The organism is Rhodococcus indonesiensis (genome assembly GCF_047782815.1).
Taxonomy (GTDB): domain Bacteria; phylum Actinomycetota; class Actinomycetes; order Mycobacteriales; family Mycobacteriaceae; genus Rhodococcus; species Rhodococcus indonesiensis.
Genome location: NZ_CP180630.1, coordinates 3,557,797 through 3,580,457 on the forward strand (window position 1 = coordinate 3,557,797; position 22,661 = coordinate 3,580,457).

Here is a 22,661-nt window from a genome sequence, read left to right on the forward strand (position 1 = left end):
CGGATCGGGGCCGGGCGCACGGCGCGTTACCAGGCTTTGCGGCCCGGCCCGTCGGGTCTTTCCTCCCGGCCCAGCACCGGGTCGGCGTGGAACGCCTGCTGATACAGCAGGGCATGCACGCGCTGCACGTCGGGGATGTCGTCGAATTCGAGCGGATCGTCGGCCGCGGAGACGATGACGAGGGTGCCGGTGCGCAGGATCCGGTCCAGCAGTCCGTGCCGGAACTGCACGTTGCTGATGCGTCCCATCGGGATGTCGATGCCGGAGTGGGTGAGCACGCCCTGCCGGACGAGAACCCGCCGATCGGTGACGATGAAGTGGGTCGACAACCAGCCGACGAGCGGCGCCAGGCACTGCCAGGCGACGATCGCCGCCCACGCCACCGCGAGCACGATCGTCAGGGTGCTCGCGGTGGAGCCGTCGAGCCGGGCCTGGCTCAGGCCGAGCAGGAATCCGGCGAGTGCGGTGGCGAGCACGAAGATCGCCGCCGGGACGATGAGCATTTTCCAGTGCGGGTGCCGGTGCAGCAGCAGCCGTTCCTCGGCGGCGAGGGCGTCCTCCGGGTATCCCATGCCGGACACGATGGCACAGCCGGGATGCGGGGTGCTCGAGTGCGGGTCAGGGCACCGGGCGCAGGTGGGTGATGTCCCCGGCCGACACCGCGATCGGCTCGCCGCCGTCGTCCGGGGTGATGACGATGCGGCCCTGCTCGTCGATGTCGGCCGCCACGCCGTGCAGCTCCGTGTCTCCGGGCAGCACCGCTCGCACCCGACGGCCGAGCGTGCCGCACCGTTCGCGGTAGGCGGCGGCCGGCCCGGTGACGTCCCAGCCCGCGACGTACCACTGCTGCCAGCGGCGGGCGAGCTCGCGCAGCAGCGCCTCGGCGAGTGCGGTGCGATCGAGATCGGTCGCCCCGGCGAGCGCGAGCGACGTCGCGGTGGGGACCGGCAGCTCGTCCTCGGTGAGCGAGACGTTGAGCCCGATCCCGACCACCACGACAGGCTCGGGATGGGTTCCCGCGACCTCGGCGAGGATTCCGGCCACTTTCCGGCCCCCGACGAGCACGTCGTTGGGCCATTTCAGCTCGGCATCCACCCCGGTGACCGAGCGGATCGCGTCGACGGTCGCGGTGCCGGCCAGCAGTGGCAGCCAGCCCAGATCGGCGAGGTCGATGCCGGGCATGCGCAGCAGCACCGAGACGATCACCTGGGCGCGGGGAACGCCGGCCCATCCCCGCGAGTGCCGGCCCCGGCCGCCGTGCTGGAACTCGGCGAGCAGCACGCGGCGGTCGGTGCCGGGGTCGCGGGCGGCCGCGAGCAGGTCGGCGTTGGTGGAGGCGGTCTCGGTGACCACGTCGAGGCGCCGGTAGAACGCGTCGGGATCGGCGCCGCGCACGAGGGCGGCGCGCAACCGCTCGGCGTCGAGTTCGTGTCGCGCCGGCGCGGGGCCGACGGGCGGACGCTGCGGTTCGGGTTCGGTGGGCATCCGCACAGCCTAGGATGGGCGGCGAAACGTACTGGCCGGTAGCTTCAGTTCAATGATTCAACACAAGCGGGGCCTCGGTGCGCGCTCGCTCACTGACGCTCGCTAAGCTCATGGCTCATGACCACTGTCCAGGAGCCGTCCGCGCCCGAGGCGGCGAGCACGCCCGATATCCACACGACCGCCGGCAAGCTGGCGGACCTGCGCAATCGCCAGGCTCAGGCGCAGGCCCCGAGCGGTGCGGCCGCCGTCGAGAAGGTGCACGCGAAGGGCAAGCTCACGGCCCGTGAGCGCATCGAAGCGCTGCTCGACGAAGGCTCGTTCGTCGAGCTCGACCAGCTTGCCCGCCATCGCAGCACCAACTTCGGCCTGGCCGAGAACCGGCCGGTCGGCGACGGCGTCGTCACCGGCTACGGCACCGTCGACGGCCGCGACGTGTGCGTGTTCTCGCAGGACGCGACCGTGTTCGGCGGCAGCCTCGGCGAGGTCTACGGCGAGAAGATCGTCAAGGTCATGGACCTCGCGCTGCGGACCGGTCGTCCGCTGATCGGCATCAACGAGGGCGCCGGTGCGCGCATCCAGGAAGGTGTCGTCTCCCTCGGCCTCTACGGCGAGATCTTCCACCGCAACGTGCAGGCCTCCGGCGTCATCCCGCAGATCTCGCTGATCATGGGCCCGGCCGCCGGCGGACACGTCTACTCCCCCGCCCTGACCGACTTCGTGGTGATGGTCGACCAGACCAGCCAGATGTTCGTCACCGGACCCGACGTCATCAAGACCGTCACCGGTGAGGACGTCACCATGGAGGATCTCGGCGGCGCCCACACGCACATGGTCAAGTCCGGGGTCGCGCACTACGTCGCCGAGGGCGAGCAGGACGCCCTGGACTACGTCAAGGATCTGCTGTCGTACCTGCCGAGCAACAATCAGGCCGCAGCGCCTCGCACGGCACCGACCGACCCGATCGTCGGCTCGATCGAGGACTCGCTCACCGAGGAGGATCTCGAGCTCGACACCCTGATCCCGGACTCGCCGAACCAGCCCTACGACATGCACGAGGTGATCCGTCGCCTGCTCGACGACGACGAGTTCCTCGAGGTGCAGGCCGAGCGCGCCCAGAACATCATCGTCGGCTTCGGCCGCGTCGACGGCCGCAGCGTCGGCATCGTCGCCAACCAGCCCACCCAATTCGCGGGCTGCCTGGACATCGACGCCTCGGAGAAGGCCGCGCGTTTCGTGCGCACCTGCGACGCGTTCAACGTCCCGATCGTCACCCTCGTCGACGTGCCGGGCTTCCTGCCGGGCACCGAGCAGGAGTACAACGGCATCATCCGCCGCGGCGCGAAGCTGCTGTACGCGTACGGCGAGGCCACCGTGGGCAAGATCACCGTCATCACGCGCAAGGCCTACGGCGGCGCGTACGACGTGATGGGCTCGAAGCACATGGGTGCGGATGTCAACCTGGCCTGGCCGACCGCGCAGATCGCCGTGATGGGCGCCTCCGGTGCCGTCGGATTCGTCTACCGCAAGCGCCTTCTCGAAGCGGCCAAGAACGGCGAGGACGTCGACGCGCTGCGCCTCGAGCTGCAGAACGAGTACGAGGACACCCTGGTGAACCCGTACGTCGCCGCCGAGCGCGGGTACGTCGACGCGGTCATCCCGCCGTCGCACACGCGCGGACAGATCGTGGCGGCCCTGCGGCTGCTCGAGCGCAAGATGGTCACGCTTCCGCCGAAGAAGCACGGGAACATCCCCCTCTGACGGCCACACGGCCGAGACCATCCCGGCCGGTTCGGTTCCACCGAGCCGGCCGGGCCACGACCCACGAGAGGGACGACATGACTTCGAACGCGCAGCGCGCCCGCTCCCGCGCCCTGCCCGCCGCCTCCGGTAGCCTCCCGGGAGGTGTGTTGTGACTGCGGTAGCTGAGGAGAAGACCATCATCGACACCGAGGTGACCGAGGTCGCAGCGACCGAGTCGGCAGAGGCGGCCGAGTCGACGGCTCCGGCGGCCGAGACCGCCGCCCCCGAGACGTCCGCCGCGATCCGGATCGTCAAGGGCAACCCCTCGGACGTCGAGATCGCCGCGCTGGTCGCGGTGCTCGCCGCGGCCGCCGGGTCCGCCGCCCCGGCAGCGGACGACCGCCCGCGCGAGACCTGGGGCGATCCCACCCGGATGCACCGCCGGACGGCGCCGTTCTCGCCGTACTCGTACCCGAACCTGGGCTGATCGTGGCCAGGCTGGTGCTCGCGTCGGCGTCCCCGGCCCGGCTGTCCGTGCTGCGCTCGGCCGGCGTCGACCCGATCGTGCGGGTCTCGGCGGTGGACGAGGATGCGCTGATCGCCGAGCTCGGTCCCGGCGCGGCCCCCGACGTGGTGGTCACCGAACTCGCGAGGGCCAAGGCGGCGGACGTCGTGCCGACCCTCGTGCGCGACGGTCTCGGTGACGACACCCTCGTCGTGGGCTGCGACTCGATGCTGCTGGTCGACGGGCAGCTCCAGGGCAAGCCGGGCACGGTGGAGGTCGCACGCGAGCGCTGGCGGACGATGGCGGGCCGCAGCGCCGACCTGCTCACCGGCCACAGCGTCCTGCGTCTGCGTGACGGTGAGGTCGTCGCCCGCGCCGCCGGGCACAGCAGCACCACCGTCCACTTCGGCCGCCCCACCGACGCCGACCTCGAGGCGTACCTGGCCAGCGGCGAGCCCCTGCAGGTGGCGGGGGCGTTCACGCTCGACAGCCTCGGCGGGTGGTTCGTCGAGCGCGTCGAGGGCGACCCCTCGTCGGTGATCGGGATCGGCCTGCCGCTGGTGCGACAGCTGCTGGCCGAGGTGGGCGTGTCGGTGGCGCAGCTGTGGGCGTCGAACACCGCCGACACCCCTTCTATTTAGGTTTGCCTTCCCTTAACATCGGGACATGAGCGATTCCTCTGCCCTGCCCATGTCCGAACGCGACTCCGCCCACCTCCCCGGCCACTGGCTGCTCGCTCGCCTCGGCAAACGCGTGCTGCGTCCCGGCGGCGCGGGCACGACCACGCGGCTGCTCGCCGATGCGGGCATCGCGGGCAGCGACGTCGTCGAACTCGCTCCCGGCCTCGGGCGGACCGCGCGGGAGATCCTGGCTTCGGCGCCGCGCTCGTACACCGGTGTCGAGCACGACGAGACCGCCGCGGAGCTGACCCGCGACGCGATCGGCGACCGCGGCCGCTGCGTCGTCGCGGACGCCGCGGCCACGGGCCTTCCCGATGCGGGCGCCGACGTCGTCGTCGGCGAAGCGATGCTCACCATGCAGACCGACGCCGCCAAGGCACGCATCGTCGCCGAGGCCGCGCGCACGCTGCGCCCCGGAGGCCGGTACGCGATCCACGAGCTCGCCCTCGTGCCCGACGAGCTCGACGACGCGGTGAAGACCGAGATCCGGCAGGGTCTGGCCCGTTCCATCAAGGTCAACGCCCGTCCGCTCACCGTCGCCGAGTGGCGGACCCTGCTCACCGACGCCGGTCTGAGCGTCGACGTCGTGCGGCTCGCCCCGATGGCGTTGCTCCGGCCGGCCCGGTTCGTCGCCGACGAGGGCGTCCTCGGCACCCTGCGCTTCGTACGCAACGTGCTGCGCGACGGCGACGCCCGCAAGCGGGTGCTGAGCATGCGTGCGACGTTCACGACGTACCGAAAGTCGATCGCGGCCGTGGCAATCGTCGCGACCAAGCCGCGGTAGGGCAATCGTCGCGACCAAGCCGCGGTAGGGCAATCGTCGCGACCAAGCCGCGGTAGGGCAATCGTCGCGACCAAGCCGCGGTAGCCTGCGCTCGTGAGCCCCGCCGCGCCGCAGCCCGAACCCGCCACCCCCGCCCTGTCGCATCTCGACGACGTCCGCGACGCCGTCGAGCCCTACCCGGACCGGCCGCGCCCGCAGCGTGTCCTCGTCGCCGAGGGGGCCCGCGTGGTGGTCTTCGCCTTCGACGCCGGGCAGGAACTGCGCGAGCACAGCGCCGCGTTTCCGGTGCTGCTGCAGGCCCTCACGGGTCACCTGCAGGTGACCGCCGACGGGCGCACCGTGGACCTCGAGCCGGGCGGGGTGGTGCACATGACCACCCGGCTGCCGCACGCGGTACGAGCCGTCGTGCCGTCGCGGCTCATGCTGACGATGCTCGATCCAGCCGCGCGCTGAGCGCCGCCGCGATCGACGCCGCCTTCGCCTTGGCGCGGTCGGCGTTCGTCCCGGCGAACAACTCGTCGACGGCCTCGTCCCACAGCCGCACCCAGCGGTCGAATCGCGCCGCGTCGAGCCCGTACTGCCGGTGCAGCGCGGCGTGCACCGGCACGAGGGCGCCGCGGTACCGGCCGGTGCGCAGCAGCACCTGCTCCCAGAAGTCCCCGATCGTCGGCAGATGGTCGTCGAGACCCACCACGGCCAGGGTCGAGAACGGCGCCTCGAGTACGGGATCGACGAGCGCGCGCTCGTAGAACCGGCGCAGCAGCCGATCGATGTCGGCGCGGGTCGCGAGGTCGGTCGGGGCGGACGGGGAGCGCAGCACGTTGCCCGACGGTACCGCCTAGAATCGACGGCGCACGTCGTCACGGATTGTCGATCACCGAACTGTCCATCACTGCCTCAGGAGCCACTTGTGCCCGTCGCGCCCGACGCCAACCCGTCCTTCGCCGCCTACGCCGATCCGACCCGCCTGGTGTCGACGGAGTGGCTGTCCGCCCACCTGGGTGCACCCGAGGTGAAGGTCGTCGAATCGGACGAGGATGTGCTGCTCTACGACGTCGGCCACATCCCCGGCGCCGTGAAGATCGACTGGCACCTCGACCTCAACGACCCGGTCACCCGCGACTACATCGACGGCGCCCAGTTCGCCGCCCTGATGGACCGCAAGGGCATCCGTCGCACCGACACGGTCGTCATCTACGGCGACAAGTCGAACTGGTGGGCCGCCTACGCGCTGTGGGTGTTCACGCTGTTCGGCCACGAGGACGTGCGCCTGCTCGACGGCGGCCGCGACGCCTGGATCGCCGAGAACCGCGACACCACCCTCGACATCCCGGTGAGCACCACCAGCGGCTACCCGGTGGTCGAGCGGGACGACGCCGCGATCCGCGCGTTCAAGGACGACGTCCTGGACCATCTCGGCAAGGGACCGCTCGTGGACGTGCGCTCGCCGCAGGAGTACACGGGCGAGCGCACCCACATGCCGGACTACCCCGAGGAAGGCGCGCTGCGCGGCGGGCACATCCCCACCGCGGTGTCCATTCCGTGGGCGCGGGCAGCGGCACCGGACAGCCGGTTCCGGTCGCGCGCCGAACTCGAGGAGATCTACGCCGACATCGCGCGGGACGCCGACGTCATCGCGTACTGCCGCATCGGCGAACGGTCGAGCCACACGTGGTTCGTGCTGACGCACCTGCTCGGCTACGAGCACGTCCGCAACTACGACGGATCGTGGACCGAGTGGGGCAATGCGGTACGGGTGCCGATCGTCAAGGGCGAGGAGCCCGGAGAGGTGCCGGCCCGGTGACTCTGCCCGCACCTCTCGCCGAGATCGTCGACGACTTCGCCGCGGTCGAAGGTCAGGACAAGCTGCAGCTGCTGCTCGAGTTCAGCCGGGAACTTCCGCCGATTCCCACCGAACTCGAGGAAGCGGCCATGGAGCCGGTGCCCGAGTGCCAGTCACCGCTGTTCCTGTCCGTCGACACGGCCGACCGTGAGCATGTGCGGCTGCACTTCAGCGCGCCCCCCGAGGCCCCGACCACCCGCGGCTTCGCGTCCATCCTGCATCAGGGGCTCGACGGTCTCAGTGCCGAACAGATCCTCGGGGTCCCCGACGATTTCTACTCGGCCCTCGGCCTGGCCGACGCCGTCAGCCCGCTGCGCCTGCGGGGGATGAGCGCAATGCTCGCGCGCATCAAGCGGCACCTGCGCGCCTGAGAAGTCATGGAGTTCACCGAGCTGGCGGACTACCCGATCCCGGCGGGTGTACTGACCGAATGGCTGCCGTGCGCTGCGGAGGATGCCTGGAGGACCGATCCGCGGCCGGTGTCGCACGTCCACGAGGCGCATCTGCGCCGCACCGCGGGCAGCCGTTACGGCGACGTTCCGGATGCGTGGCTGGGTACCGCCTTCGAGGTCCGGGGGCATCTCGAGCCGGAGCCGTTCCGGCGCGCCCTCGAGCGCTGGATCGACCGCCACGAACCGCTGCGCAGCCACGTCACCCTGAGCGGCGACGCAGCCGCCGGCGGCGCGATCCGGCGCACCACACCCGCCGGTGCGGTGTCGGTCCGGTTCATCCGGCACCTGCCCTCCGCTCCGGACGACATCTGCGAGCACCTCGAGCAGCTGCTGGCCGACTGCACCGAGCCGCACACGTGGCCGGCGTACGTCTTCGCCACCCTCGAACCCGAGGACGTGGACGCGTCCGGCCCGTCGTTCACGGTGTTCTTCGCCGCGGACCATGCCGTGGCCGACGCCTACTCGGTCGTCCTGGTCGCCCACGAGATCACCGCCCTGTACGAGCAGGAGCGGACCGGCCGGCCGGCCGGGTTGTTTCCCGTGGGCAGCTACATCGACTTCGGTGCCACGGAACGGGCCGACGCCGCGGATCTGGCCGGCGACCACGAGGCCGTGCGGATCTGGCGAGACGCCCTGACCGCCGGCGGCGGTGGGATGCCCGAGTTCCCGTTGCCCCTCGGCCCCCGGCCGGCCGGTGCGTCGCCGCAGCGTCGACTGTCCGTGCGGATGCTCGACGACGACCGGGCCAACCGGTTCGCCGCCCGCTGCCGGGAGGCCGGGCACGGGTTCCTCGCCGGCACGCTCGCGTGCCTCGCCCGTGCCGCGGTCGAACTCGCGGGTGTCGAACAGTTCCGGACGATCGCGCCCGCCCACACCCGCAGCGGCCCGATGTGGGCCGGGGCCCTCGGCTGGTTCGTGGGATTGCGTCCGGTCGGGATCGACACGACCGGCACCGCGGACTTCGCGACGCTCGCGGCGCGCGCCGGCGCCGAACTGCGCCGCACCCGGGCGAGCGCCCGGGTGCCGTTCGACCTGGTCGGCGAACTGCTGGGGATACCCATGCGACCTCGATTCCTGGTGTCGTACATGGACATTCGCTTCGTCCCCATGGCCGCGCAGTGGCCGCAGTGGAACGCGCGGACGTTGCGCAGCCGCAGCTACACACACGACGTGTTCCTGTGGTTCAACCGCAGCCCGAAGGGAGTGAACCTGGCGGGCCGGTTCCCCGACACGCCGACCGCCGCGGCCAACGTGCCGCCGTTCGTCGAACGGGTCCGGACCTTGATGCACGAGGTGAGCGAGGACCGCGAGTGGGACACGCCGGAACGCGGGAACCGGGGCGATCCGACTACCGGCCGGTAACGTTCCCGGGTTCCGGGCGCCCCGTAAGGTGGAGTGGCTATCCGGTTACATCGTCTATCGGATTGGCGCATACACTCCCAGAGACGGCAATAACCTAACGATCGATCAACAGGAGGCTCCGTGCCCAGTCATGCCAGCGCGCACATCACGAAGGTGCTCGTCGCCAACCGCGGCGAGATCGCTGTGCGGGTCATCCGAGCCGCCAAGGACGCCGGTTACGGGAGCGTGGCCGTCTACGCAGAACCCGACGCCGACGCCCAGTTCGTGAAGCTCGCCGACGAGGCATTCGCACTCGGCGGCCAGACCTCCGCCGAGTCCTACCTGGTGTTCGACAAGATCCTCGACGCCGCCCGCAAGTCCGGCGCCGACGCGATCCACCCCGGCTACGGCTTCCTGTCCGAGAACGCCGACTTCGCCCAGGCCGTGCTCGACGCCGGCCTGATCTGGATCGGCCCCTCCCCGCAGTCCATCCGCGACCTCGGCGACAAGGTCACCGCACGGCACATCGCCGAGCGCGCCCAGGCGCCGATGGCCGCCGGCACCAAGGATCCCGTTAAGAACGCCGACGAGGTCGTGGAGTTCGCGAAGCAGTACGGCGTACCGGTCGCGATCAAGGCGGCCTTCGGTGGTGGCGGCCGCGGCATGAAGGTCGCGCACTCCATCGAGGAGATCCCCGAGCTGTTCGAGTCCGCGACCCGTGAGGCCGTCGCCGCCTTCGGCCGCGGCGAGTGCTTCGTCGAGCAGTACCTCGACAAGGCCCGCCACGTCGAGGCGCAGGTCATCGCCGACCAGCACGGCAACGTCATCGTCGCCGGCACCCGCGACTGCTCGCTGCAGCGCCGCTTCCAGAAGCTCGTCGAGGAGGCCCCCGCGCCGTTCCTGACCGACGAGCAGCGCCGGCGCATCCACGAGTCCGCCAAGGCCATCTGCCGCGAGGCCGGCTACTACGGCGCCGGCACGGTCGAGTACCTCGTCCAGGGCGACACCGTCTCCTTCCTCGAGGTCAACACCCGTCTGCAGGTCGAGCACCCGGTCACCGAGGAGACCGCCGGCATCGACCTGGTGCGCCAGCAGTTCCGCATCGCCAACGGCGAGAAGCTCGAGATCACCGAGGACCCGACCCCGCGCGGGCACTCGTTCGAGTTCCGCATCAACGGCGAGGACGCCGGCCGCGGCTTCCTGCCCGCCCCCGGCCCGATCAGCGTGTACAAGGAACCCACGGGCCCCGGCGTGCGCGTCGACTCCGGTGTCGTCGCCGGCGACGTCATCGGTGGCCAGTTCGACTCGATGCTCGCCAAGCTGATCGTCACGGGTGAGACCCGGCAGCAGGCGCTCGAGCGCGCCCGTCGCGCCCTGGCCGAGTTCGAGGTCGACGGCCTGGCCACCGTGATCCCGTTCCACCGGCACATCGTCGAGCACCCCGCGTTCGTCGGGGACGGCGAGAAGTTCGACGTGTACACCAAATGGATCGAAACCGAGTGGGAGAACACCGTCGAGCCGTACACCGGCGGTGCGGCAGCAACCGAGGACGAGGACGAGGCCCTGCCGCGGCAGAACGTCGTCGTCGAGGTCGGCGGTCGTCGCGTCGAGGTGTCGCTGCCCGGCCAGTTCACCCTCGGCGCCGGTGGCGCTGCCGCCGGTGGCGCGCTCCGCAAGAAGCCGAAGCCGCGCAAGCGCGGGGGTGCCCACGGAGGCAAGGCCTCGGGTGACGCGGTCACCGCGCCGATGCAGGGCACCGTCGTCAAGGTCGCGGTCTCCGAGGGCCAGGAGGTCGCCGAGGGCGACCTGATCGTGGTGCTCGAGGCCATGAAGATGGAGAACCCGGTCAACGCGCACAAGGCCGGTGTCGTCACGGGCCTGGCGGTCGAGCCGGGCGCCGCCATCACCCAGGGCACGGTGCTCGCCGAGCTCAAGTAGTCCCGCGTGCGACGGCGCGCCCCGGGAATCCGAGGATTCCGGGGGCGCGCCGTCGCACGTCCCGGGTCTAGGGTGGTGACATGGCCGATTCACCGGAGATCCGTGTCGGCACGGTCGAGCGCGAGCAGGCTCAGCGCCTGCTCGGCGAGCACTTCGGTGCCGGCCGCCTCACCCTCGCCGAGTTCGAGGACCGCAGCGGTCGCATTGCCGCCGCCACCACCCGCCGCGACCTCGCACTGCTGTTCACCGACCTGCCTCCCGTGACCGGCCGGACCGACGCGCGCCGGCGCGGGTGGTGGCTTCTGGTCCCGGTCGTGGTGCTCGCACTGTTCGCGCTCCACGAACTCCTGGAACCGGGCGTGTGGATCATGACAGGTGCGGGCGCCGCCGCCACCGTCGCCGTCCTCGCCGTCCGCGCCCGCACCGGGCGGCCCCGCCCGGCCGAGCCGGCCTTCCTGCGCGACAGCCCTCCGGTCCCCGCCCCCCGGGAACCGCAACCGCCCGCCCCCCGCGACGTCCCCGACGCGGTGTGGCTGCTGGCGATGAGCATGTTCGCCGTCGCCCCGGCGCTGGTCCTGCGGCATCCGGTGGCGCTGCTGATCTCCGCGGTCGCGCTGATCCTGATCATCTCCAGAGCATTTCGGACCGGCACCGGCGGGTCGGGCGGCTGACGACCCACTACTGTGGACCCATGGCCGACTCCCCCGAGGTCCGTATCGGCACCGTCGAACGCGAGCAGGCACTGAACCTGCTCGGCGAGCACTTCGGTGCCGGCCGGCTCACCCTCACCGAATTCGACGAGCGCAGCGCCAAGGCGGCGGCCGCCACCACCCGTGCCGAACTCGACGCCCTGTTCACCGATCTTCCCCCCGCCACCCCGAACACGCCTGCGCCGGTGAAGGACACCGCGAAGGCCGAGCAGTGGGAGAAGTGGCGCACCACCGCCATGGCGCTGGTCCCGTTCGTCGCGCTGGTGCTGTTCTTCGTCTTCGACAACTGGCTGTGGTTCCTGCTGATCCCGGTCGCGGGAATCCTGTTCTCCGCGACCAAGGGCACGAAGGGTGGCTGCTGAGTGGAGCCCGTCGAGATCAACGCGGGCAACTGGTATCTGCTCGCCGAGGACCCCGAGGCGTGGGCCGCAGACACCGGCTACCGCTGGTCGGTGCGGGAGGCCACGACCGCCGCCGTCGAAGCCACCGTCGAACTGCGTCCCGACGGGACACTGACCGGCACGGCCGAACCCGGCTGCTCCGACGCCCTGGCCGCGGGTTCGGCCGCGGTGCGACGGTTCGCCGAGGGCGCTTTGGGCATGACGGTCACCGAAGGTCCATGACCACCCGGTTCGCGCCGGTGACGCTCACGCTCGTGGTCGTCACCGTGCTGCTCATGCTGCCGGGCGATGCGACCCCGTCCGGCATCCCGCACGCCGACAAGATCACGCACGCGCTGATGTTCGCTGTACTCGCGTACGCCTCCCGCTTCGCCCGCATCCCGCCCGCCGCGACCGTCCTCTGGCTCGCGGTGTACGCGGCGCTCACCGAGGTCCTCCAGGCCGCCGTCGCGGTGCGCCGGTCGGGGTCGGTGTGGGACTGGTGCGCGGACCTGGCCGGGGCGCTGCTCGGCATCGCGCTGTATGCCGCGGTGCGTCGTCGTTCCCGAGCACGGGCGTAGCTGCCCGCGTCCGCCGGGACGACTTCCCCGCTGCCGCGAGCACCGAGAACGGACGCCGGCCGTGGTGTCGCCTCCGGGCGGTACGCTGCGCGCATGCCGCATCCCGTCATGTTCGACGAGTCCGATCCGCTGCTGGCACGGGTACGTGGGCTGGCACTGACCTTCCCGGGCGCCGCCGAGAAGATCTCGCACGGCAGGCCGTTCTTCTACACGAAGACTGCGTTCGCCGTGTACGGCGGGTCGGTGAAGGCCACGGGCGCGCAATTCCCGCGGTCTCTGCTCGTCAAACCGGACACCGCCGAGCACGACGCTCTGCTCGGGCAGCGGCACACCTTCACTCCGGCGTATCTGGGTCCGTCGGGGTGGATCGGGTTCGATCTGGAGCGGGCCGACGTCGACTGGGACGAGGTCGCCGAGTTGCTCGACATGTCGTTCCGGGTCACGGCACCGGCGCGGCTGGTGCGCGAGTTGGACGGCCGCGTCGGATGATCCGGGCCGCGCGGTACCGCCGGTCCGGATCTCACCCCAGTAGAGCCTGCCCGAGGCGGTCCCGATCGGTGTTCGTGAGCCCCAGGCCCTCGTCGAGGTACCGGTCGAACGACCCGAATGTGTCCTGCGCCGTCGCGAATGCCACCTCGAGGTACTCGGCGCGGACGCCGAGAACGGATTCGAGGTCCGCACGGTCCACCCCCTTCTCGGTGAGCGCCGCAAGGATCGGTTCGAACACCGGCAGCAGCAACTCGTTGGTCAGGAGGTAGTCCTCGAACACCGAGTCGAGCTCGACACCGACCGCCCGCAGGAGCACCGCTGCGGCCCAGCCGGTGCGGTCCTTGCCGGTGGTGCAGTGCACGAGAACCGGGGCACCGTCGTCGGCGAGCAGCGAGTGCAGCAGCGTCCGATACGCTGCCCGGGCGCTCGGCAGCAGCACGAAGTCGCGGTAACTGCCCCGCAGGTAGTCGGCTCCGCGGCCGTCCCCGAGAATCTCCCGGGCGAACGCGGCGTCGGTCAGCAACTCCTTCATGTGCGCGGCAATCGAACCGTGCTCACGATCGGCGAGCACGTCGAGGGGTAGATGCCGGGCGCCGGCCGGCATCCGGTCGGGCGCCGCCTCCCGTTCCGCGGCCGTGCGCAGATCCACGACCGCCGTCAGGCCGAGGCCTTCGAGTACGGGTGCATCCGCGTCGGTGACCCGGCTCAGGTCGGTCGAGCGGTACACCACGCCCCGTCGCACCGACGCACCGTCCCGGGTGGCCCACCCGCCGATGTCGCGCAGGTTCGGGATCGACTTCGGTTCGAGCCCGGGCCCGGACGTTCGGGCAGGGCTACCGGCGGCGGAGTCCGACATGGGCCCACCCTAGCCGGGTCGATTCAGGCTGTCGTGCCCGCTTCCTCGGCGGACTCGCCCGCTACCGCGTGAGAGCGCGGAGGTCGTACTCGACGGTCACGTCGCTGGGGAGCACCAGTGCCGGCAGGTTGACGAGGGCATTGACGATGACGGCGAACAGCATGGGATTTCTCCTTCGGTTTTCGCGAGGCGCACTCGCTTCTGCTTTCCGGGGTGTTCCGGCGAGTTCCGCACACGTCACGACTGTGGCTGTCGCTGCCCGTTCGGCGGATCCGTGGTGACACCGGATTCCGGCACCGTGGTGACACCGGAGGCGATCCGTGCCAGCACGGTGGTGCCCGCGTCGACGTGGGAGGAGACTGAGACGGTCCGGGAGGAGGCCGGGGTGCGGCAACGGGTGATTCAGCTGCTCGTCGTGGTCACCGTGGTGCTCGTCGCGTCGATCGCCGCGGCAGTGGACCGCTCGCCGACGGGACTGCGGGATCCGGCGCGCACGCTCCTGCTCGGACCGCGCGAGTCCTTCGCTGCCGCCGAGGGCCCGTTCCTGCCGGTGTTCGGCCCAACCGAACTCGGGTTGTTCCTCGTCGCCGGTGTGGCGTTCGTCGTGGCCGGAGCGATCGCGTGGAACACCCGCCCGCACGACCTGACCGGTCCCCTCGTCCTCATCGCCGGCCTGCTGTGGTTCCTCGGTGGTCTGCGCCGCTCCGGCGAGCCCGTGGCCTTCACCGTCGGCGTGGTGGCGACGAACCTGTACCTGCCCGTCCTGCTCCAGGCTCTCGTGGGGTTCCCGACCGGTCGGCTGGAACGACCGTGGCAGCGCGTGTTCGTCGGTGCCGCCTGGATTCTCGCCACGGTCGGCATCGTGGCCGAGTGGCTGTTCTTCGATCCGCGGACCGCACCCGCGGCGTCCCCGTCGACGTCGACGAATTTGCTTCTCCTGCGCGATGACCCGGCCCTTGCACGGATCGTGCAGCTCGTCGTCGGGTTCTGCGCGTTCCTGATCGTGGTGACACTCGTGGTGGTGGTGGTCGCGCGCTGGCGGTCGGGGTCGCCGGCGTACCGGTCCGGGTTCGCGCCCCTCGGCATCGCATACGGTCTCTCGGCGGTGATCACGCTCGCCGTGCTCTCCAGCGCGGTGAACCTGCCGTGGTCGCCCCCGCCCTGGGTGCTCAACCTGCGCTACCCGGCCACGGCGTTGTTCCCGCTCGCGGTCGCGGTCGGCCTCGTCCGGTATCGGCTCGCACGAGCTGCGGTCAGCGACGCGATGGTCGAGATCGGCACCGCGCCGCTCGGTCTGGGGTTCGTCGACGCGCTCCGACGCGCCGTGCACGATCCCAGCCTGGTGCTGTGGACGTACGTCCCGGAGCGGGCGACGTACGTCGATCCGGACGGTGCGGTGCGTGCTCTGCCCCGCCGGTCGGACTCCCGGGCGGCGACCGTCCTCGAGCGCGCCGGCACACCGGTGGGCGCGCTCGTGTACGACCCGTCGCTCGAGACGCAGCCCGAGCTGCTCGCCGCGGTCCGCAGCGCCACCGCGCTGGCTCTCGAGCACGAGCGACTGCACGCCGACCTGCAGCTGCGGCTCGACGAGGTGCGGCGCTCCCGCGAACGGATCGTCACGGCCGGCGACGTCCAGCGCCGGCGTCTCGAGCGCGACCTGCACGACGGTGCGCAGCAGCGTCTCGTCGCCGCGTCGCTGCTGCTGCGCCGTGCGCAGCGTGCCGGGGACGAGCCGACCCTGCGGCGGCTGCTCGCGGACGGTGCTGCCGAACTCGACGTCGCGCTGCGGGAACTGCGCGAGCTCGCCAGAGGCGTGTACCCGGCGGTGCTCACCGAGCGCGGGCTCGCGGCGGCGCTGCGATCGCTGGCCGAGCGGGCACCCGTGCCCGTGGACATCGACGACACACTCGACGAACGGCCCTCGGCCCCGGTCGAACTCGCCGCGTACCTCATCGGCGCGGAGGCGGTCACCAACGCCGGTAAGCACTCCGGGGCCTCCGTCGTCCGGATCGGCCTGCACCGGGCGGGCGACATGCTGCGCATGACGATCCGGGACAACGGGCACGGCGGTGCGCGAGCCACACCCGGTGGCGGCCTGGACGGGCTGCGCGATCGGACCGCGGCGCTCGGCGGCGAGTTCGTCCTCGACAGCCCCGAGGGCGGAGGCACGACCGTCGACGTCACCCTGCCGTTCCGCGTCGACGCCGGGTCCTGACCGGGAACCCGATGGACGGTTCTGTGATCGCGCAACGAGCGGGCCACCTCCGCCGCCCCCGGGCGACCCCGTCAGGTCCGCGCGATCGCCCCCAAGACCCGGTCCAGGGCGTCGAGTGCCTCGTCCAGTTCGGCGGTGGTGACCGTCAGCGGCGGCCGGAACCGGATGCCGCGCTGCCCGGTGCCGATCATCAGCACGTGCTCGTCGACCCGCAGGTGGGTGAGCACGGCGTCGCGCACGGCCGGCGTGGGCAGGGTGAACGCACACATCAGGCCGCGCCCTCGGGGCTCGCCGACCAGCCGGTGGCGGACGGCGAGCTGCTTCAGCCCGGACAGCAGGTGCGCCCCCGTCATCCGTGCGCGGTCGACGAGGCGGTCCCGCTCGATCACCTCGAGAATCCGCCGCGCACGGACCATGTCGGTCAGGTTGCCGCCCCACGTGGAGTTCAGCCGCGACGACACGGCGAAGACGTTGTCGGGGATCTCGTCGAGGCGGCCGCCGGCCATGATGCCGCAGACCTGGGTCTTCTTGCCGAAGGCGACGATGTCGGGGGCGACGCCGAACTGCTGGTACGCCCACGTGGTTCCGGTCAGCCCGACGCCGGTCTGTACCTCGTCGAAGATCAGCAGCGCATCGTGCCGGCGGCACAGTTCGGCCATGGCCTGGAAGAACTCGGGCCGGAAGTGATGGTCACCACCCTCGCCCTGAACGGGTTCGGCGATGAAACACGCGATGTCGTGCGGATTCTCGGCGAACGCCCGGTGCGCCTGCTGCAGTGCGTGCGCCTCGGCGGCCTCGACGTCGCGATCGTCGGCCAGATAGGGCGCGTCGATGCGCGGCCAGCGGAACTTGGGATACCGGGCCGTCTTCACCGGGTCCGTGTTGGTGAGGGACATCGTGTAACCGGTGCGGCCGTGGAACGCCTCGGTGAGGTGGAGAACGCTGCCCCCGAGGTCGGAGCCGAGTCCGCGCGCCTCGTTGAGCCGGCTCTTCCAGTCGAAGGCCGCCTTGAGTGCGTTCTCCACCGCGAGTCCGCCGCCGTCGACGAAGAACAGGTGCGGCAGGGCCGGGTCGCCGAGCACCCGGGCGAAGGTGTCGACGAACCGGGCCATCGCCACGGTGTAGATGTCGGAGTTGCTCGGCTTGTTCGCGGCGGCCGCGGTGAGTTCGGCGGTGAACGCCGGGTCGTCGACGATGTCGGGGTGGTTCATCCCGAGTGCGGAGGACGCGAAGAACCCGAACATGTCGAGGTAGGTCGTGCCGTCCCGTTGGTCGACGAGCCGCACCCCCCGCGACCGGTCGAGGTCGAGGACGAGATCGAACCCGTCCACCAGCAGATGTTCGCGCAGAACGGCGTGTACCCGGCTCGGGGGCAGCTCGCGGGCACCGTCCGGGTGTCGGAATGCAGTGCTCATGCCACGAGAGTACGTTAGTTTTCCCCCTATATCGGGTGCATACCGGAAGATCGATCCACAGACACGCTATCGTTCGTAAAATGTTTGGAGAATGACTGTGCTGCGGGTGGCCACGTTCGCCGTCGCGCGGATCTCCTGCAGGAGTTGTTCGAGCGCCCGCGGCGAGGCGACGCGCACGAGCAGGATGTAGCTCTCGTCCCCTGCCACGGAGTGGCAGGATTCGATGGCGTCGATGTGCCGCAACCGTGCCGGCGCATCGTCCGGCTGGGACGGGTCGAGAGGGGTGATCGCGACGAACGCCGACAGCATCAGCCCGAGTGCCTCGGGATCGACCTTGGCCGTGTACCCGCGGATCACCTGCCGGGCTTCGAGACGGCGGACCCGGGACTGCACCGCGGAGATCGACAATCCGGCCTTCTCGGCGAGTGTGGCCAGCGTCGCCCGGCCGTCCACCACCAATTCGCGCATGAGCAGCCGGTCGATCTCGTCCAGGGACTCCTTGGAGTTTTCCGCCATCAGCGCAGGCTAACCGACCCGGAAAGGACATCGACGATGAATCCGACTGGCAATCTCCACGATCGCGCCGCGGCCGCGCTGCGCCGCTGCGGGGCGGGCGCGCCCGCGCTCGACGGCCCCCACCCGGTCACCAGTCCGATCGACGGTTCGGAGCTCGCGCGGCTGCACCCGGCGAGCGCGGGGGATGTCGATGCCGCGGTCACCGCGGCGAGCGCGGCCTTCGAGCGCTGGCGGCAGGTCCCTGCGCCGGTGCGGGGGCGGCTGGTCCGCAGGCTCGGGGAGCTGCTCGGCGAGCACAAGTCCGACCTTGCCGAACTCGTCACGCTCGAGGCCGGGAAGATCCCCTCCGAGGCCCTCGGCGAGGTGCAGGAGATGATCGACATCTGTGAATTCGCGGTGGGCCTCGCGCGCCAGCTCTACGGCCGCACCATGCCGTCGGAGCGCCCCGGCCACCGGCTGATGGAAACCTGGCATCCACTGGGCGTCGTCGCGGTGATCTCGGCGTTCAACTTCCCCGTCGCCGTGTGGTCCTGGAACACCGCGATCGCGCTGGTGTGCGGCGATCCGGTGGTGTGGAAGCCGTCGGAGAAGACCCCGCTCACGGCGCTGGCCTGCCACGCCCTGCTCGAGCGGGCCACCCGCGATGTGGGTGCCCCCGGCGGCCTGCACCACGTCCTGGTCGGCGATGCAGCCGTCGGGGAGGCGCTGGTCGACGACCCCCGCGTCGCACTGGTCAGTGCGACGGGCTCGATCAGGATGGGTCGCATCGTCGCGCCCCGGGTGGCGGCGCGGTTCGGGCGCTGCCTGCTCGAACTCGGCGGCAACAACGGCGCGATCGTCGGCCCCTCCGCCGACCTCGATCTCGCCGTGCGAGCCGTGGTGTTCGCCGCGGCCGGCACCACCGGTCAGCGTTGCACCTCCCTGCGACGGCTCATTGCCCATCGCTCGGTCGTCGACGAAGTGACCGAGCGGATCGCCAAGGCCTACTCGGGGCTGCGGGTGGGTGATCCGTTCGGCGAGGGGGTGCTCGTCGGCCCGCTGATCGACGGCCGTGCGCACGCCGCGATGCGGGCCGCACTCGAACGCGCCGAACTCGACGGCGGCATCGTCGTCACGGGCGGGGACCCGGTCGAGGTCCCCGGCGACGGGGTGTACGTCCGGCCTGCGATCGTGCGAATGCCGGCCCAGACGGAGGTGGTCCGCGAGGAGACGTTCGCACCGATCCTCTACGTGCTGACCTACGACGACTTCGACGAGGCGATCGCCCTGCACAACGGAGTGCCCCAGGGGCTTTCGTCGTCGATCTTCACCACCGACCAACGTGAGGCCGAGCGTTTCCTCGCCGCCTCGGACTGCGGCATCGCCAATGTCAACATCGGCACCTCCGGCGCCGAGATCGGAGGTGCGTTCGGCGGGGAGAAGGAGACCGGCGGCGGACGCGAGTCGGGTTCGGACTCGTGGAAGGCGTACATGCGCCGCGCCACCAACACGATCAACTTCTCCGACGATCTCCCCCTGGCGCAGGGTGTGGAGTTCGGTTGAGCGACACGTTGGTTCCGTACCGGCTGTGGGGGTGCCGACCGGATCGGTTCGACACCGAGATCGAGGGCGAGTTCGCGTGGACCGACCACATCGTGCGGACCCTCGGCGCGGCGTTCGATCCGGCCGGTGCCGAGATCCGGAGGGACGTGTCCCTGCTGCCGGAGACGCACGGCGTCAGCGTGCGCGCCGACGGGCTGACGCTCGGGATCCTCGGCGACGGCGACGCGCTGCGCTACGGGCCGGTGCTGCGCCGCGTCGTCGCGGGCGGGTACCTGCCGACGGTACCGGGCCGCATCTGGGCCGCGGACGCGGGCACCTACAACGACGACCCCGCCCGCAGCGGGCGCATCATCGCGCGCGTCACGGTCAGCCTCGGCGCCCCGGCCCGGCTGGTGCCCCGCAACGATCCGCCGGACGTGCCCTACACCCTGCTGCCCGCGGGTCGCACCCTGCAGGTCACCGGGGAGGAACAGCACTTCGACCTGCTGCACCCCTATGCCGACCCGCCCGGCAAGTACGCCCTGCTCGTCACCCTGCACGACGCGGACGGCACGCTGGTGGAGGTGCGGGTGGACGACCGCCCGTGCGGGCATCTCGGCCGGCGGTCCAGCGCGCGTCTGCTGCCGATCGTGACCCACCTGTCCGCGCGGGGGCTGCGTACCGCCGCCCGTGCCGCGGTGAGCGGATCCCGGCTGGCCGCCGAGGTGACGGTGTCGGTGACCCCGGCCGACGAGATCGACGGGCGCACCCTCGACGGGCCACCGGTGACCGTGCCGCGGCTGGCGCCCGGACCGGTCGCCGACCCACCCGACCCGGTGCTGCCGATGCACCGGTACCACGGGTGGGGCGGCCAGATCGTCGTGCAGGGAGACCGGCTGTGGATCCTGCGGGAGGGCCCCGTGGCGCGAGCTCTGGGACCGGTTCCGCTGACGCCCAAGAGGATCCGCTTGCGGGACGTGAGGGACGTGCAGTTCCGCCCGGCGCTGCCGCAGACCGACGGCATGCTCCGGATCGTGACGGGCAACGGGGACGGTGCGCCGGCGCCGACGGATCCCGACACCGTGGTGTTCCACCACCCCGATCGGCAGCGGTTCCAGGCGCTCGCCGACTGGCTGCGGCACGTCGCCGCCGTGAACGCCGGACCACCACCATGAGCCGGGGACGAGCGGGCACACAGGACGCCGGATCGAGGCGCGCGCGAAAGTCCCATCTGCGCAGGAACTTTCCCGCGCGGACGGCACCGGAGCACGCGACACGACGAGCCTCGGCGCTGCGGCGGGCTACGGCCGCCGCAGCAGCTCGGCCTCTCCCGGCTCGACGACGATCGTGGCCGGCGCGCTCTGCCCGTAGTACCGGGTACGCAACCGCCAGAGCCGCGCGTGCCCGAGTTCGTTGCGCCAGCCCCCCAGGTAGTACTTCCGGCCGATCCTGGCCATGACGGCAGGCGGCGGGGTGCTCGGCTGCACCGTGGCCCGGCCGTGCAGCCGCAGGACCGGCCCCCGCTCGCCGTCGTCGAGCAGCACGACGACGTCGGGATTCGCGGCGGCGTTGCGCGCAGCCACGGTGTCGCGCCCGGTAGCGAAGTACAACCGGCCGTCGACGTGCACGAACCACAGCGGCGCCAGGGCCGCCGCGCCCTTCGGCGACCGGGTCGCCAGGCGCGCGACGCGGGCGCGGGTAAGGAAGTCGCGCACGACGGCGTCGTCGGCCTTCACGGCTCCGGCTCCTCGTGCAGGGTCGCGTAGTCCCACGCGGTGGCCCGGTGCGGCGTGAAGACGAACCAGGCGAGGTCCGCACGTCCGTCGGGGGCGGGAGCGTCCGCTGCCGTCAGGCGGCCGCGCCAGTTCACCGCCCGCAGCTCGAACCAGAACTCGCCGTCGTCGAGCAGGACCGTGACCCGCTCGAGTCCGGCCGTGGGCGGCACCGATTCCCGCGGCACACCGACCCACAATCGGCCGTCGTACCGTCGGATCCGCGCGGGCAGCGCGGTGACCGACCCGGCCTCGTCGAAGGCGATCGCCGCGCGACCGTGCCCGATCAGCCTGTCGGCAAGCGGTTCCGGTTCGACGCGCTGGGTGATCCGCCCCATGTCGACAGACGATACCGCCGGATCATCCGCGACGGCCAGGCTCGCGCGGGGCCGGCCGGATCCGGACGGGTTCGGGCACGGTGACGGTCTCGTTGTCGGGCAACGACTCTTCCCGCCGGCGCCCGACGTCGGCGACCGTGTCGACGTCCGCGAGTGGCGCCGCCCCCTGCCGCGCGACGGTCTCGTCGTAGAGCTCGAACCACGGGAAGCCGCGCGCCGTGTAGTCGCTCGCGGCCAGCGGCCGGGTCGGTGGGTCCTCGTCCGTGAGCGCGCGCCACTGCTCGCTGTTCACCAGGCGTACCTCGACCACGGACCGGTGGTCGAGATCCCACGCGTCGTGCGACTCGACCGGGGTGGCGACGCCCTGGTCGACGGATCCGCCGGCGCCGAGTCCCATGGCCGGGGCCGGCGCGAAGGCGTACAGTGGGCGCCGGGAGTCGAACTCGGCGCGCTCCTCCCATCGTTGCGCCCGCATGGGACAGACCGCGACGCGGATCCTGCCCCGCGCCCGCCCGGACCGCAGTTGCTCCTCGACGCTGTAGCCGGACCCGAGCGGCATCGCGACGAACTGGCGCACCCGGCCCTGCGCCACGACGTAGCCGTCGAGCCACGGTTGTGCCGGCACCTCGAGGTAGTCCTCGCGTTCGAAGTCCGGCTCCGGCGACCAGGGTTCGCCGGTGAGCGCATCGACATCCCCGGCGCCGACCTTCACCAGGAACGGGTACCGGGACTCGAACCCGAGCCAGCACGCCTCCGACTGCCACATCGGCATCACGAGGCCGCCGTGGGATCGCCACGAAGGCGGCAGCGCGGCTTCGTCGAGCTCGGCGACGGCCCGCAGCGGGAACCGTCCCAGGCCGGGCGGCAACGGATAGGTGTTGCCGTCGTCGGGCACCCGCAGGGTGCGGTGGAAAGAGACGGCCATGCGGGCGGCGGCGTGCACCTCCGGGAACTCGAACACCAGGCGGTCCTTCTCGAGAGCGAGCGCCACGTCGTCCTCCCGTCCGCGGGTTGCCGTGCACGTGCGGGTGAGGGTACGCCGCGGCGAGGGTCCGGTCGAGGGCCGGCACCGCGCGGCGCGCGACTCACGTGACGCGGGC

26 protein-coding genes are annotated in these 22,661 nt (G+C 71.5%); 17 read left to right on the top strand and 9 right to left on the bottom strand.

What is annotated here, in order from left to right; translation table 11 throughout:
• Positions 1-26: 26 nt before the first annotated feature.
• On the bottom strand, positions 27-572 hold the full coding sequence (locus ACM26Y_RS16450) for a PH domain-containing protein (RefSeq protein ID WP_416061385.1): 546 nt from the start codon (positions 570-572) through the stop codon (positions 27-29).
• Between the two features lie 46 nt (positions 573-618).
• Positions 619-1,485 (bottom strand): biotin--[acetyl-CoA-carboxylase] ligase, encoded by an 867-nt coding sequence (locus tag ACM26Y_RS16455; RefSeq protein WP_054372185.1) that lies wholly within the window; start codon positions 1,483-1,485, stop codon positions 619-621.
• Positions 1,486-1,602: 117 nt separating this feature from the next.
• Between ACM26Y_RS16455 and ACM26Y_RS16460 the strand changes: the two genes are divergently transcribed.
• The 5 genes from ACM26Y_RS16460 (at position 1,603) to ACM26Y_RS16480 (ending at position 5,647) form a co-directional block, all read left to right on the top strand.
• The gene (locus tag ACM26Y_RS16460) at positions 1,603-3,243 is read left to right on the top strand and encodes an acyl-CoA carboxylase subunit beta (protein ID WP_054372184.1); all 1,641 of its coding nucleotides are present in this window, start codon (positions 1,603-1,605) and stop codon (positions 3,241-3,243) included.
• 151 nt (positions 3,244-3,394) lie between these two features.
• Positions 3,395-3,712 (top strand): acyl-CoA carboxylase subunit epsilon, encoded by a 318-nt coding sequence (locus tag ACM26Y_RS16465; RefSeq protein ID WP_289382215.1) that lies wholly within the window; start codon positions 3,395-3,397, stop codon positions 3,710-3,712.
• 2 nt (positions 3,713-3,714) lie between these two features.
• A complete protein-coding gene (locus ACM26Y_RS16470; RefSeq protein WP_416061386.1) occupies positions 3,715-4,371 on the top strand; it encodes a Maf family protein in 657 nt (218 codons plus the stop codon).
• Positions 4,372-4,396: 25 nt separating this feature from the next.
• On the top strand, positions 4,397-5,194 hold the full coding sequence (locus ACM26Y_RS16475; protein ID WP_416061387.1) for a methyltransferase domain-containing protein: 798 nt from the start codon (positions 4,397-4,399) through the stop codon (positions 5,192-5,194).
• Positions 5,195-5,287: 93 nt separating this feature from the next.
• Positions 5,288-5,647 carry a cupin domain-containing protein gene (locus ACM26Y_RS16480; RefSeq protein ID WP_054372180.1) on the top strand — a complete coding sequence of 120 codons (360 nt, stop codon included), beginning with the start codon at positions 5,288-5,290 and terminating at the stop codon, positions 5,645-5,647.
• On the opposite strand, the gene ACM26Y_RS16485 is transcribed toward ACM26Y_RS16480, so the two are convergent.
• Positions 5,613-6,014, bottom strand: a complete 402-nt coding sequence (locus ACM26Y_RS16485) for a group III truncated hemoglobin (RefSeq protein ID WP_289378720.1) — start codon at positions 6,012-6,014, stop codon at positions 5,613-5,615. The two genes, ACM26Y_RS16480 and ACM26Y_RS16485, sit on opposite strands and share 35 nt — an antisense overlap.
• A 90-nt stretch (positions 6,015-6,104) precedes the next feature.
• On the opposite strand from ACM26Y_RS16485, the gene ACM26Y_RS16490 reads away from it, so the two are divergent.
• The 9 genes from ACM26Y_RS16490 to ACM26Y_RS16530 all read left to right on the top strand — a co-directional run bounded on the left by ACM26Y_RS16490 (position 6,105) and on the right by ACM26Y_RS16530 (position 12,928).
• Positions 6,105-6,998 carry a sulfurtransferase gene (locus tag ACM26Y_RS16490; RefSeq protein WP_054372178.1) on the top strand — a complete coding sequence of 298 codons (894 nt, stop codon included), beginning with the start codon at positions 6,105-6,107 and terminating at the stop codon, positions 6,996-6,998.
• Positions 6,995-7,408, top strand: coding sequence for a SufE family protein (locus tag ACM26Y_RS16495; protein WP_289378718.1), 414 nt, complete (start codon positions 6,995-6,997; stop codon positions 7,406-7,408). The genes ACM26Y_RS16490 and ACM26Y_RS16495 overlap by 4 nt, the downstream gene beginning before the upstream one ends.
• Before the next feature lie 6 nt (positions 7,409-7,414).
• On the top strand, positions 7,415-8,851 hold the full coding sequence (locus ACM26Y_RS16500) for a condensation domain-containing protein (RefSeq protein ID WP_416061388.1): 1,437 nt from the start codon (positions 7,415-7,417) through the stop codon (positions 8,849-8,851).
• Between the two features lie 120 nt (positions 8,852-8,971).
• Complete coding sequence (locus ACM26Y_RS16505; protein ID WP_371383581.1) at positions 8,972-10,768, top strand: acetyl/propionyl/methylcrotonyl-CoA carboxylase subunit alpha; 1,797 nt, start codon at positions 8,972-8,974, stop codon at positions 10,766-10,768.
• 80 nt (positions 10,769-10,848) lie between these two features.
• Positions 10,849-11,439, top strand: coding sequence for a DUF1707 SHOCT-like domain-containing protein (locus ACM26Y_RS16510; protein WP_416061389.1), 591 nt, complete (start codon positions 10,849-10,851; stop codon positions 11,437-11,439).
• A gap of 20 nt (positions 11,440-11,459) precedes the next feature.
• Complete coding sequence (locus ACM26Y_RS16515) at positions 11,460-11,840, top strand: DUF1707 SHOCT-like domain-containing protein (protein WP_416061390.1); 381 nt, start codon at positions 11,460-11,462, stop codon at positions 11,838-11,840.
• On the top strand, positions 11,841-12,101 hold the full coding sequence (locus tag ACM26Y_RS16520) for a hypothetical protein (protein ID WP_289378713.1): 261 nt from the start codon (positions 11,841-11,843) through the stop codon (positions 12,099-12,101).
• Positions 12,098-12,439 (top strand): VanZ family protein, encoded by a 342-nt coding sequence (locus tag ACM26Y_RS16525; RefSeq protein WP_416061391.1) that lies wholly within the window; start codon positions 12,098-12,100, stop codon positions 12,437-12,439. The genes ACM26Y_RS16520 and ACM26Y_RS16525 overlap by 4 nt, the downstream gene beginning before the upstream one ends.
• A 93-nt stretch (positions 12,440-12,532) precedes the next feature.
• Positions 12,533-12,928, top strand: coding sequence for an MmcQ/YjbR family DNA-binding protein (locus tag ACM26Y_RS16530; protein WP_416061392.1), 396 nt, complete (start codon positions 12,533-12,535; stop codon positions 12,926-12,928).
• Positions 12,929-12,959: 31 nt separating this feature from the next.
• Here ACM26Y_RS16530 and ACM26Y_RS16535 read toward each other — a convergent pair whose 3' ends face one another.
• Positions 12,960-13,784 carry a tyrosine-protein phosphatase gene (locus ACM26Y_RS16535; protein WP_416061393.1) on the bottom strand — a complete coding sequence of 275 codons (825 nt, stop codon included), beginning with the start codon at positions 13,782-13,784 and terminating at the stop codon, positions 12,960-12,962.
• A 277-nt stretch (positions 13,785-14,061) separates the two neighbouring features.
• Between ACM26Y_RS16535 and ACM26Y_RS16540 the strand changes: the two genes are divergently transcribed.
• On the top strand, positions 14,062-15,999 hold the full coding sequence (locus ACM26Y_RS16540; protein WP_416061394.1) for a sensor histidine kinase: 1,938 nt from the start codon (positions 14,062-14,064) through the stop codon (positions 15,997-15,999).
• Positions 16,000-16,070: 71 nt separating this feature from the next.
• Here ACM26Y_RS16540 and lat read toward each other — a convergent pair whose 3' ends face one another.
• Together lat and ACM26Y_RS16550 are read right to left on the bottom strand one after the other, a co-directional pair.
• Entirely contained in the window at positions 16,071-17,414 is a 1,344-nt protein-coding gene (gene lat, locus ACM26Y_RS16545; RefSeq protein WP_416061395.1) for an L-lysine 6-transaminase, read from the bottom strand.
• Between the two features lie 66 nt (positions 17,415-17,480).
• The gene (locus ACM26Y_RS16550) at positions 17,481-17,930 is read right to left on the bottom strand and encodes an Lrp/AsnC family transcriptional regulator (protein WP_054372167.1); all 450 of its coding nucleotides are present in this window, start codon (positions 17,928-17,930) and stop codon (positions 17,481-17,483) included.
• A 36-nt stretch (positions 17,931-17,966) separates the two neighbouring features.
• Between ACM26Y_RS16550 and ACM26Y_RS16555 the strand changes: the two genes are divergently transcribed.
• Positions 17,967-19,472 (top strand): aldehyde dehydrogenase family protein, encoded by a 1,506-nt coding sequence (locus ACM26Y_RS16555; protein WP_054372166.1) that lies wholly within the window; start codon positions 17,967-17,969, stop codon positions 19,470-19,472.
• A complete protein-coding gene (locus tag ACM26Y_RS16560; protein ID WP_416061396.1) occupies positions 19,469-20,626 on the top strand; it encodes a hypothetical protein in 1,158 nt (385 codons plus the stop codon). The genes ACM26Y_RS16555 and ACM26Y_RS16560 overlap by 4 nt, the downstream gene beginning before the upstream one ends.
• A 126-nt stretch (positions 20,627-20,752) precedes the next feature.
• Here ACM26Y_RS16560 and ACM26Y_RS16565 read toward each other — a convergent pair whose 3' ends face one another.
• Genes ACM26Y_RS16565 through ACM26Y_RS16575 form a run of 3 tightly spaced genes read right to left on the bottom strand, consistent with a single transcriptional unit; the run spans position 20,753 to position 22,552 of the window.
• Positions 20,753-21,187: a pyridoxamine 5'-phosphate oxidase family protein gene (locus tag ACM26Y_RS16565; RefSeq protein WP_003935692.1), complete on the bottom strand. Its 435-nt coding sequence runs from the start codon at positions 21,185-21,187 to the stop codon at positions 20,753-20,755.
• Complete coding sequence (locus ACM26Y_RS16570; RefSeq protein ID WP_289378703.1) at positions 21,184-21,561, bottom strand: hypothetical protein; 378 nt, start codon at positions 21,559-21,561, stop codon at positions 21,184-21,186. Before ACM26Y_RS16570 ends, ACM26Y_RS16565 begins: the two co-directional genes overlap by 4 nt.
• A 22-nt stretch (positions 21,562-21,583) precedes the next feature.
• Positions 21,584-22,552: a hypothetical protein gene (locus tag ACM26Y_RS16575; RefSeq protein WP_416061397.1), complete on the bottom strand. Its 969-nt coding sequence runs from the start codon at positions 22,550-22,552 to the stop codon at positions 21,584-21,586.
• Positions 22,553-22,661: the final 109 nt, after the last annotated feature.

Bases quoted from the DNA above. Each gene is read 5' to 3' on its own strand.
- ACM26Y_RS16455 (WP_054372185.1), bottom strand. From the start codon at position 1,485: ATGCCCACCGAACCCGAACCGCAGCGTCCGCCCGTCGGCCCCGCGCCG.
- lat (WP_416061395.1), bottom strand. From the start codon at position 17,414: ATGAGCACTGCATTCCGACACCCGGACGGTGCCCGCGAGCTGCCCCCG.
- ACM26Y_RS16460 (WP_054372184.1), top strand. From the start codon at position 1,603: ATGACCACTGTCCAGGAGCCGTCCGCGCCCGAGGCGGCGAGCACGCCC.
- ACM26Y_RS16515 (WP_416061390.1), top strand. From the start codon at position 11,460: ATGGCCGACTCCCCCGAGGTCCGTATCGGCACCGTCGAACGCGAGCAG.
- ACM26Y_RS16555 (WP_054372166.1), top strand. From the start codon at position 17,967: ATGAATCCGACTGGCAATCTCCACGATCGCGCCGCGGCCGCGCTGCGC.
- ACM26Y_RS16530 (WP_416061392.1), top strand. From the start codon at position 12,533: ATGCCGCATCCCGTCATGTTCGACGAGTCCGATCCGCTGCTGGCACGG.
- ACM26Y_RS16450 (WP_416061385.1), bottom strand. From the start codon at position 572: ATGGGATACCCGGAGGACGCCCTCGCCGCCGAGGAACGGCTGCTGCTG.
- ACM26Y_RS16510 (WP_416061389.1), top strand. From the start codon at position 10,849: ATGGCCGATTCACCGGAGATCCGTGTCGGCACGGTCGAGCGCGAGCAG.
- ACM26Y_RS16475 (WP_416061387.1), top strand. From the start codon at position 4,397: ATGAGCGATTCCTCTGCCCTGCCCATGTCCGAACGCGACTCCGCCCAC.
- ACM26Y_RS16525 (WP_416061391.1), top strand. From the start codon at position 12,098: ATGACCACCCGGTTCGCGCCGGTGACGCTCACGCTCGTGGTCGTCACC.
- ACM26Y_RS16500 (WP_416061388.1), top strand. From the start codon at position 7,415: ATGGAGTTCACCGAGCTGGCGGACTACCCGATCCCGGCGGGTGTACTG.
- ACM26Y_RS16550 (WP_054372167.1), bottom strand. From the start codon at position 17,930: ATGGCGGAAAACTCCAAGGAGTCCCTGGACGAGATCGACCGGCTGCTC.
- ACM26Y_RS16535 (WP_416061393.1), bottom strand. From the start codon at position 13,784: ATGTCGGACTCCGCCGCCGGTAGCCCTGCCCGAACGTCCGGGCCCGGG.
- ACM26Y_RS16570 (WP_289378703.1), bottom strand. From the start codon at position 21,561: ATGGGGCGGATCACCCAGCGCGTCGAACCGGAACCGCTTGCCGACAGG.